Consider the following 7,839-nt stretch of genomic DNA (forward strand, 5'->3'; position numbering starts at 1 on the left):
CCAGGTCATTCACGACGGGATGGTTTCCACCGTGCGCGAGGAAAATGTACTAACTGGTTAATTCGGTCAATCGACGCCTCACCGACGCAGCGGCGCACCGGGATTTAGTGTTCGATTATCGGCTGTCAGCAGCCCAGCAACTGACGCTGCCGCAGGGCAGGGGCGCTGGTGGGGAAGACGGGGCGGGTCGGTACGAAGCGCGCCAGGGCGTTGGCCGCTGCCACGCGCTGGCGCTGGTAGCCGCTCTGCAGCACGGCCAGGCAGCGCGCTTCGCTGAGGGGCTCGCCCAGCAGGTAGGCCGTGCCGTTGGCGAAGCGTGGGCGGTTGGCCTGCCACCAGGCCTCGACGCGCGCGGGGTCGGGCCAGGGGAGGTCGGTGTCCGGGTCCATGTCCACGTTCGGGTCGTCAGGCTCATCGGTGGGGCCGGCGTCATAGTCCGGGACCTGGCGCAGCTCCAGGTCCAGGTCGGCGAGGTCCGCCCCGGTGATCAGGGTGAAGGCTTCGCCGGCCGCGCGGGCAAGGGGCAGTTCGTGCATGCGCTGGATCAGCCAGGGCACCGCCACCGGATCACCGAAGGGGCCGGTGGCCTGGATCACCAGGCGGTGGTGCCGGGGGTCGCCCATCAATGCGCGCAACCATTGGATGCTGGCCTCCCGGGGCTGCCAGCACAGCAGCACACCCAACGCCCGCAGGCGCAGCGGGCCGGGGTGCTCTGCCAGCAGGCGCAGCGGGCCGAGGGCTTCCTCGTCGCCCATCTGCACCGTGGCCCAGTTGGCCCAGAAACGCAGCGACATGTCGTCGTGCAGGCGGTGGGCGCGGATGGCGGGCATCAGGTCCCGCCGCCGCAGTTCACCGGCTGTACGCGCCGCGCGTGCCAGTACGCCAGGGTCGCTGTGGGCGAGGCCGGCCAGCAAGGCCGGGCCGGGATCACGCCGGTGCATGCCGCAGGCCGCCAGGCCCATGCGCCGGAACAGCGGCTCGGGCGAGGCCAGGAGGCGCTCGATCCAGGGTTCGACGGTCGCCCACTCCAGCCAGCCCAGCGCCGAGGTGAAGCCACGCTCGCCGTCCGGCGCCTTGCGCAGGTGCTCGGCGAGGCTCGACAGCGCCGGGCCGTTGCCGGCCATGAAGGCCAGTGCCGTGGCGGCGAACACTTCGCCGGTGGCGTGGGGCGACAGCGCCTTGAGCAGCAGGTCGAGCCCCTTGAGCCCGGCGATCAGCAACCCGTCCAGGTGCGCTTCGATGCGGCTGTCGAGGGTGCGCAGGTGCTTGAGGTCGTAATGTGGCGCACGCACGGCGTAGTCGCGCAGGCTGGCGAGGAAGCCGGCTTCTTCGGCGTGTTGGTCGAGGACGCGCAAGACAGGCTGGCTCATGCGTTCACCGCACTGGAGAGCACCGGGAAAAAGGCGAAGGGCGTATCAGTAGCTGGCATCGTCATAATCCACGACCGTCCAGTGCTCGCCGTCGGCGGTATAGGCGAGGTGCCGGTTGCCGATGGACCAGAGCACGCCGTCCCCCTTGGTGAGGTAGGACGCCGAGCCCGTGCCGGCCGAGCCGATATCGGCTTTCTTCAGCTCGCCGTCGATGATCCGGTAGACGCCCCTGGAGGACGCGACGAACAGCGTCCCGTCGAAGGTCTGCACCCCCCACAGGTCTTCGCTGAAGTCACTCAAGTCGATGAAGTCCCATTGGTCCCCTCGGCCGAAGAGCACGACGCCCGCCTGGCCGACGACATAGGCGGTACCGTCTTCGCTGCAGTGCACGCCCTGCAGGGCCACGGAGGTCGGACTTTCCAGGGCCTGCCAGTGCTGGCCGTCGAAAATCCAGATTTCGCCATCCATGCCGACGGTGTACAGCTCGTTCGCCGCGAAGCCGTCGATGGCGTTGAAGCCCTTGATGCCCTCGCGATTGAGGATGGCATCGGCGATGGATTGCCAACTGCCGTCGTCGTTGCGCCGGTAGACCTGACGTTGCATGCCCGCGGCATAGTGCGTGCCGGCGATCAGGCGCATGTCGCGCAGTGGGCCGAAATCACCCGGTCCGGCGATGCGTTCGGTGCTCCTGTTGGAGCCCTGGAAGACGTGGATGTCGCCATCGAGCCCCATCGACAGCAAGGTCAGGGGGGGCGTCGTCGCGCTGATCGCGGTGGTGGCCCAGTCGATCATGAAGTGCACGAAGGCACCGTCCTTCCAGCGCAGCACCTTGGTGTGATCGACGTTGCGTTCGTTCAGCTCGGTGACCTGGGCGCTGATGAACACCAGGTCGCGCCTGACTATCGAGCACCTGGCAAAGGTTACGTTTCCGTTGTTCATGCTGTTCACATCACTCTTCAATCGTCATCCATCGATTCGAGCTGCGTGGCGCCCCATTCCTTCTGCTCGTCCTTGAGCGGCGAACGGTCCGCGCGCAACGGCGTCTTGTCGTCAGTTACACCCACTTGCTTGTGGTAATTGTCGAGCTGGGCGGCAAGGCAGGCTTCGCTACAGGGTTTGCCGTCCTTGCCGGAGGTGGGGAAGGTCTTCTGGTGGGCGAATATCCCGGTCTTCTTCGCGGCGCCGTAGTTCCAGGCATCGTCCTTGCCGCCCATCTGCGACCTCGGGCCGCCGGCACTCTCCGGCACCATGTAGCCTTTCTCGGCCGTGTTCTGGATGGCGTGCATGTTGCCGTGGGTGCCCGTATAGCGTGACCCCGTGACGCACACGCAGGGCGCGCGCGTATCGTCGTATGCGCTGAAGCCGCTCAGACGGGTCTTGTCTTTTCTGCCGCCGGCTTCGGTGAAGCAGTGGACTTCCACGAGGTGGTGCGGGGTCTCGCCTTCGCAGCAGCCCGTCTGGTTTTCCGTCGCGCGAGCGGTGTAGGGCACCAGCATGCATTTCTTGGCGTTCTGACAGGCATCGTCCTTGCAGTCCTTGTCGTGGTCCCCGGAGCACTTGTCCTTGACGTTCTTGCGCTCCTCCTCGCAACCCTTGCCCGGTGCTCCCGTGGCCACTTCGTCGATGTAGGGCCAGGTGGGTGTGTTGCCGGGGAAGGAGGCATGGTTGTGGGTGGTCAGGTCCATCATCCTCACGACGTTGAGGCTTTCGAACTTCACGTTCATCGACCAGGCGGTGAAGTAGACCTTGCCCTTGATCTTGCTGGTGACCACGCCCTTCTTGGGGGCGCAACCCGCCTCGTCGCCGTAGCTGGTCTTGAAGTAGCTCTTGTTCTTGAGCATCACTTCCTGGCCGGAGATCTTGATGGTCCGGGTGCCGTTGGTGGTGTCCTTGGCCATCCCGGTGTTGGGGTAGGGGATGGGCACGCCGGTGGGGGTGGGAGGTGCCTGTGGGGGCGTGAAACAGACGTCGGGGAAGCAGGCCACGGACTTGCCGTCGGCTGCCTTGCACGAGACCTCCATGTTGTTCGCGTAGACCTGGTTGGCCATCAGGCAGCCCTCACATGTTGATAGCTCAGCAGGGCGACCGCTCGCTGGCCGGCATCGTTGCCCAAGTGGCAGAGGATGTTGTTGCCGGGGCTGTAGCCCTTGCGGCTGGCAGCGTGCGCCAGCACCAACAGCGCCGGGCCTATCGCCGCGCCGCATTCGCCTATGCAGTCGGCGGGATGCCAGAGGTCGAAGAACTCCGTGCGTACCCGCAGGTTGCGGCTGAGTGCGAGGGACGCTTCCTTGAAGTAGTACTGCTCCCCCGAGAGGTCGGTGAGGCGGTAGTCGTAGGACTCCATGCTGGAACCGGATTCCTGCAGTGCGGCGCGCAAGGCCTGGGTGAGGCCATCCGCGCGCAGGGGCATGTCGAGCGACTCGACGGTGGCAGGCTCCATGCCGAACCCCAGACCCGTGCAGAGCAGTTGGGGGTGGTCGTCCGCGACCGGGGCGCAGAGGCTCACCGCAGCGGCGCCTTCTCCGGGGATGAAACCGTTCGAGTTGAGGCTGGTGAGCAGGCGATCCCGTCGTTCATAGGCTTCCATGACCGGGGCGTTGAGAAACGAGTCGACGCCCGCGATGAGCACATGGCGGTGGCCGAGTTCATGGATCAGCTTGCGCGCATTGAGCAGCCCCACCGCCGCACCGACACGGCCGCGGGCGATGAAGCTCGAACCGGCGTGGAACTCCACCCCCAGCTCTTTCTGGATGCCGCGAATCAGGCGCGGGCCGAGGTCGGCGAGTCGGGCGGGCCTGTCTTCTTCGGCAATGCAGAGCAGCAACGGGGTCTTCGAGGGATCGAGGCCAGGCGTGGAGGCGATTGCTTCGGCAATGGCCCTGGCCGCCATCTTCACCAGCTTGGTCTGGCCGCGCCAGGCCTCTTCGAGCTGCACACTGGAGCCGACCAGCCACTCGCCGCCCTTGTCGAGGAAACGGGTGTCCTGGAAGTTGTCGATGGCGCAGCGTATCGCTGCACAGGTGGACAGGGCGTCATGGCCGACAGCCGTGACCATCCCGACGCCCTTGATAACGAGTGCCTGCATCACGGATTGCCTTCCTTGTGCCGCAGCATGGCCAGGGAGGGGGAGTAGGTCTTGCCAAGCTCTCGCGCCCGCCACCATGCACGGGAACGTGAACCGACCAGCAACTGCTCCACCTCGAACATGTTCCGCCTCAACGCCCGGCTCGCACGCCAGGTGATCTCCACCTGGCCGGCGTCGGTGTCCACTACCAGCGTGTCGATCACCGCCTGCATCGTCTCGTGGCCACCCTTCTTCAGGAAGAACGTCACCGGCACCTGCATCCTCGGCACCTTGAAACCGGCGCGTTCCTGTTGGGTGAGGTTGAGCAGCAGCACGTCCTCGCCGCCCTGCAGGTACTCGGTCTGCTGGTCCGGCGGGGCGGCCTGGTAGTAGCGGGTGTCGAAGTCCGGCGGCAGGAAGGGGAAGTGGTCCGCCAGCCAGGCGTCGTCATAGGTGCCGGCGTGGCCGATGCGCGGCTGCCAGTGGCGGCCGATGGGGCCGAGGGCCATGGGGGTGAAGTCGCCGTGGGGGCTGTCGATGGGTTGGCCGAGGGCTTCGGTGCTGGGCATGGGCATGCCGACGATGTCGGCGGTGCTGGCGCTCCTCGGGTACCAGCCGCGGCCGGCCGGGTTGGCCAGGTAGCTGTCGGCGAAGTCGGGGCGGTCGGCCATGGCGTGGCTTCCGCCGAAGGCGTGGGCGTAGCCGATGTCCTGCTCGATGAAGGGCTGCGGGGCTCCCGGGGCCGCACCGAGGGCACCGGGCACCCACTGGCGGGGGCCGAGCACGCTGAAGGCCTTGCTGACCCGGCCGACGCGGATGCCGGCGGTGATCTGGGTGGCGGGGCGCCCGTTGGGTGCATGGGCCTTGCCCATCACCAGCACGTCGCAGAAGGGTTTGACCGGGGCGAAGTCCATTTCCTGGCGCGGTGCCGAGAGGCCGGGTTCGCCGACGTATTCGTCGGCCATCAGCAGCGGGCGCTGGACCTCGGCCAGGCTCGCCTCGCGGCCGTCCAGGGGCAGGTCGAAGGTGCCCTTGGCGACCACCACCAGGGATTCCCGGCCATCCGGGGCCAGGCCCTGGGTGTAGGCAACCATCAGGCGGGTGGCGTTGAGCAATTCCATGGGCGCGGCTCTGTCAGTTGATCTGCACCGAACCGCCCTTGATGCGGTTGACGCCCGAGGAGCGGCTGGAAAGGTAGGCGCCCTTGATCAGCACCTTGCCTTCGCGGGTCAGGGTGATGCTGGCCTTGCCGCAGCGCAGGACGATCTCGCGCTCGGCGGAGAACTCCAGGCGTTCGCCGTCGATGTGGGCCACCGCTGGTGCCTGGCGGGTCTCCGGCAGGCGCTGGATGCGGCCGATGACCAGCGGGCGGGACGGGTCGCCGCCGACGAACATCAGCGCCACCTGGGTGCCGATGTCATCGCGGGCGAGCACGGCGGTGGTGGTCGCGGCGATGCCGGTTTCCGATGGGCAGCCGGCGAAGGCCACCACGGGGCTGGATGCCTCGGGGACATCGAGGAGGACGCCGATCACCACGCCGTCGAGGCGGGTGGCAGCCGGGGTGTGGGTGTGGACTGTCATGTGCTACTCCCTGGCCGCAGGGCCTAGTTCTGCAGGATCTTCTGGCCTTTCACCACGACGTTCTTGCTGGCCTTGACGTTGATCGCACCGGAGCCGTCGAGGGTGATGTTCTTGCCGCTGATGACGATGGTGCCGTCCTTCTTCATGGTGATGCTGGCGGAGCCGGTGACCAGGGTGATGGAGTCGCCGGCATTGAGCGAGAAGTGCTTACCCACGTCCAGGCTGTCGCTCTGGCCCACGCTGGTGCTGCGGTTCTGGCCGACGCTGCGGGACTCGTTCCTGCCGATGCTGGTGGTCTGGTTGGCACCGATGTCCACGCTTTCGTTGCTGCCCACGCTCTCGGTGCGGTTGCTGCCGATGGTGATGGTCTCGTTGCTGCCGACGCTCTCGGTGCGGTTGGCACCGATGGTGATGCGCTCGTCGGCGCCCACGCTTTCGGTGCGGTTGCTGCCGATGGTGATGGTCTCGTTGCTGCCGACGCTCTCGGTGCGGTTGGCACCGATGGTGATGCTCTCGTTGCTGCCGACGCTCTCGGTGCGGTTGACGCCGATGGTGATGGTCTCGTTGTTGCCGACCTGCTCGGTGCGGTCGACACCGATGGTGATGGTCTCGTTGTTGTCCACCGTTTCGGTGCGGTCGTGCTTCACGTGCACCGTTTCGTCGTGGTCGATGGTCTTGGTGCGGTCGTGGCCGACCCAATGGGTCTCGTCGTTCTCGACCTCGATGTCCTGGTTCTTCTCCGCGTGGATGAAGAGCTGCTCCTCGCCCTTCTTGTCCTCCATGCGGATCTCGTTGAAGTTGGCCGGTGTGCCGCCCTTGCTGGAGCGGCTCTTGATCCCGCTCTGAGTGGCGTTGGCGGGCAGGTCGTAGGGCACGGTCTGCTCGGCGTTGTAGACGCGGCCGGTGATGATCGGACGGTCCGGGTCACCTTCGAGGAAGCTGACGATCACCTCCTGGCCGATGCGCGGGATCTGGATGTGGCCCCAGTTCTTGCCGGCCCAGGATTGGGAGACGCGAATCCAGCAGGAGCTGTTCTCGTTGGACTGGTCGTGCCGGTCCCAGTAGAAATGCACCTTCACCCGGCCGTACTGGTCGGTCCATATCTCCTCACCCTTGGGCCCGACCACCATGGCGGTCTGCGGGCCCTGGACGATGGGCTTGATGGTGGTCGGCATCGGCCGGAAAGCTTGCCCGGCGTCGATGCATTCCAGGTCGCTGTCGTACTGCAGATCACCACCGGAACCGGTCTCGTAGGCTTCCTGGCTGACCGCGTAGCGGGCGCCGATGATCAGGTACTCGCGGTTCTGGTCGTCTCGGGGGTAGCCGGTCATCTTGAACAGGTGGCCGGCACCCAGGCCGCGCGCGTTGGTGCGCAGTTGCACGCGCTCGTACTGGGTCTGGATGGCCTCGATGCGGTTGCGTGCGTACTGCTCGCCGTCGCCGGTCTGCACGTATTCGCCGGGGTAGTCGTAGAGCGGATGGTCGGCGTTGCTGTGGCTGCGGCTGACGCTGGAACGCACCTCCAGGCGTGCGCTGGGACGCTTGAAGTCGTAGTCGTTGAGCGCCAGGGAGCCGGGCTGCACTTCCTGCGCCAGGTGCCAGTCGTAGACGTGGTCACGCTCGCGCATCTGGTCTTCGAGGGGGTAATAGGGCACCGAGCCATAGCCGGGGGCGGTGGTGTGGGCGCCGTAGGCATCGGAGAGCACCAGCACATGGCGCGACTGCTCATGGCGGAAGTAGTAGTAGATGCCTTCCTGCTCCATCAGTCGGCTGACGAACTCGAAGCTGGTCTCGCGGTACTGCACGCAGTACTCCCACTCGCGG

At 66.4% G+C, this 7,839-nt stretch carries 7 protein-coding genes; all 7 read right to left on the reverse strand.

Annotated elements, in window-relative coordinates; genetic code table 11:
• Positions 1 to 125 precede the first annotated feature (125 nt).
• Positions 126 to 1,370, reverse strand: a complete 1,245-nt coding sequence (locus A9G05_RS24430) for a TIGR02270 family protein (RefSeq protein ID WP_069563415.1) — start codon at positions 1,368 to 1,370, stop codon at positions 126 to 128.
• Between the two features lie 45 nt (positions 1,371 to 1,415).
• Complete coding sequence (locus A9G05_RS24435) at positions 1,416 to 2,255, reverse strand: hypothetical protein (protein ID WP_083265755.1); 840 nt, start codon at positions 2,253 to 2,255, stop codon at positions 1,416 to 1,418.
• A 71-nt stretch (positions 2,256 to 2,326) separates the two neighbouring features.
• The gene (locus A9G05_RS24440; protein WP_069563416.1) at positions 2,327 to 3,418 is read right to left on the reverse strand and encodes a PAAR-like domain-containing protein; all 1,092 of its coding nucleotides are present in this window, start codon (positions 3,416 to 3,418) and stop codon (positions 2,327 to 2,329) included.
• A complete protein-coding gene (locus A9G05_RS24445) occupies positions 3,418 to 4,455 on the reverse strand; it encodes a 3-oxoacyl-ACP synthase (protein WP_069563417.1) in 1,038 nt (345 codons plus the stop codon). The genes A9G05_RS24440 and A9G05_RS24445 overlap by 1 nt, the downstream gene beginning before the upstream one ends.
• Complete coding sequence (locus A9G05_RS24450; RefSeq protein WP_069563418.1) at positions 4,455 to 5,555, reverse strand: DUF2169 domain-containing protein; 1,101 nt, start codon at positions 5,553 to 5,555, stop codon at positions 4,455 to 4,457. The genes A9G05_RS24445 and A9G05_RS24450 overlap by 1 nt, the downstream gene beginning before the upstream one ends.
• 13 nt (positions 5,556 to 5,568) lie before the next feature.
• On the reverse strand, positions 5,569 to 6,015 hold the full coding sequence (locus A9G05_RS24455) for a DUF6484 domain-containing protein (RefSeq protein WP_069563419.1): 447 nt from the start codon (positions 6,013 to 6,015) through the stop codon (positions 5,569 to 5,571).
• A gap of 23 nt (positions 6,016 to 6,038) precedes the next feature.
• On the reverse strand, positions 6,039 to 7,839 hold a 1,801-nt coding region (locus A9G05_RS24460), incomplete at its 5' end, for a type VI secretion system Vgr family protein (RefSeq protein WP_069563423.1).

Origin of the sequence: Pseudomonas sp. ENNP23, assembly GCF_001728945.1 — a bacterium.
Taxonomy (GTDB): domain Bacteria; phylum Pseudomonadota; class Gammaproteobacteria; order Pseudomonadales; family Pseudomonadaceae; genus Metapseudomonas; species Metapseudomonas otitidis.